We start from the raw sequence: 1,842 nt of genomic DNA, 5'->3' as shown, positions 1-1,842 counted from the left end.
CGACCGCTGGTACGCGTGGGCGTGGATCGCCACCGCCGGCCCCCGCCACTACCTGCTCGTAACAAGGACACCGCCGCCGCCTGGCAAGCCACCGAAGAACTCGCCACCCTCCAACAAGCACACACCGACCTCGCCGACGACCTCGCCGCCTACGAAGCCAACCTCGGACGAGCCGCTGCCAGCGGAGCTTCCGAGCCCGCCGACCAGCCGGCACCGAAGAAGCAGCGCCGCAACCCCAAGGCATAGCCCAGCAGCCCCGCCACCGATGGAACCACTGGGCTAAAAACTGCTTCACCTAATCAAGAGCGGCCCGGCTACGCCGGGCCGCGCGCACGCGCTACTGCCTTCGGCCCGCGCGCACGCGCCCGCGCGACGACCAAGGCGGCCAGGCGATGCTTCCCGGTCGAAGCGATCAAGGCCGTGACGATCCCATCACGGGTCAACCCACGCGCCGGGTTCCAGGGATCGACGCCACGCCGCTACGCGCCGTGCCAACGAGCAGCCGCAATCTCGGTACCCAAGGTACCCAAGCCCTGAAATCTGCATCGATCCATTTGCATGCGTTCTGGATGCCTGACATTAGTCGTGACAGCAACCGGGGTGCACAACCATGCACCCCGGCGCATAAAGTCACTGAACCAGCACCATATGGAGTGGTCCACCGACGCTCCACAACTCCGGATCAATCGAACGTTTGGAAATCAAAGAGCCGACCGATTGCGCCACTCTGCTTCAATTTCGGCGATCATTTCAGTTACGTTCTCATCCGAGAAGACGAACGGGCGCATTTGATCGACCACAGCCCCTCTTTTGGCTTCCGGCGTGGATAACTCACCCCACATTTCGGCCAGGTAATCGCGTACGGCAGGGCGTTCCATTGCTCGCGCTTCAAATCGACGCCAATCACGCCAACCTTGCGCTTTCCGCGACTCCCCGATTTCTTCGTGATGCGCAATGATCGTCTCAACTAGCCGCTCATGTACGTGACTCAGGAACGGGCTACCTTTCACCGCCCAATCCACATCGGCCGCGTTGAAGCGGATCTCCATCAAGCCCTTCTGAAGTGCGTAAAGCTCGTCGATGTTGTCGATCTCGAACATACTTCCTCATCATCCGAATGGATTCGGGCCATGGAAAACCACGTCATCGAGCGTGAATCTGAACGACCCCGTGTACATGAGCTCGTTGGGTTGTGAGCCAGGCACCAGTTTAGTCCCAGCGGGCAACCTGAGCGCGATCAGGTGGGTTCCTCGGTCCCCGCCCCTTCCCATGAAGAGTGCGTTGCTTGTTTCCTTAGAGCTAAGCATCTCCCTTGTGAAGTACGTGACGCCCTTTGCGTTCGCAGTTACCACACCGCCGTCCATGATCTTGGCGTGACTGCCTTCGGACGTGTAATGGAATACGACATTGTCGTCTAGCGAGTCCGCAAGGTTATCTACGCTGTGCTTCGCTGCATCGCCGCAGTTGTGGACGAGGACTGTCGTGTTGCCGGCTACTACATGGTAGGTGTGGACGTGGCTGATGGTGAGGTTGTGGACGGTGGCGTGTGGGACGGTCCGGCGGTGGATTGCGGTGATCTGTACCCAGGTGCCGGAGCTCGTCTGGAGCCATTGGCCGGGTTGCAGGTCGGTGGCGTCGATCCACTCGTCGAGTTCGGGGACCCAGAAGGGGTGTCCGTCGGTGGCGGTGATCTGGGCGACACCTGGGTCGCTGTGGCCGTTGGTGGTGTCTGGGTAACCGCCCTTATCGTCGTGCTGGCCGTCGGTGTCGATGGTGATCTCGACGAGGTGTTTGACGCCGTCGCCGGTGATGGTGGCGGTGACGGTCTCGATGCTGGTGGTG

The 1,842-nt window shown here is 61.1% G+C and carries 2 protein-coding genes and 1 pseudogene; 1 reads left to right on the top strand and 2 read right to left on the bottom strand.

The window, feature by feature from the left end:
* Nucleotides 1-246, top strand: a pseudogene (locus ACFHW1_RS28685) (hypothetical protein); the annotation flags it as partial.
* 455 nt (nucleotides 247-701) lie between these two features.
* Here ACFHW1_RS28685 and ACFHW1_RS28680 read toward each other — a convergent pair.
* Together ACFHW1_RS28680 and ACFHW1_RS28675 are read right to left on the bottom strand one after the other, a co-directional pair.
* On the bottom strand, nucleotides 702-1,100 hold the full coding sequence (locus tag ACFHW1_RS28680) for a hypothetical protein (RefSeq protein ID WP_416557653.1): 399 nt from the start codon (nucleotides 1,098-1,100) through the stop codon (nucleotides 702-704).
* Between the two features lie 9 nt (nucleotides 1,101-1,109).
* The coding region (locus ACFHW1_RS28675) for a polymorphic toxin-type HINT domain-containing protein (protein WP_416616701.1) at nucleotides 1,110-1,842 on the bottom strand (733 nt) is incomplete at its 5' end.

Source organism: Micromonospora sp. LOL_014 (genome assembly GCF_048060245.1).
GTDB lineage: Bacteria > Actinomycetota > Actinomycetes > Mycobacteriales > Micromonosporaceae > Micromonospora_E.
Note: the sequence above shows the minus strand (reverse complement) of the source record. Positions and strands in the feature narration are given on the sequence as shown.

What these genes read in the sequence shown, in the direction of transcription:
- ACFHW1_RS28680 (WP_416557653.1), bottom strand. Translation starts at nt 1,100, where the DNA reads ATGTTCGAGATCGACAACATCGACGAGCTTTACGCACTTCAGAAGGGC.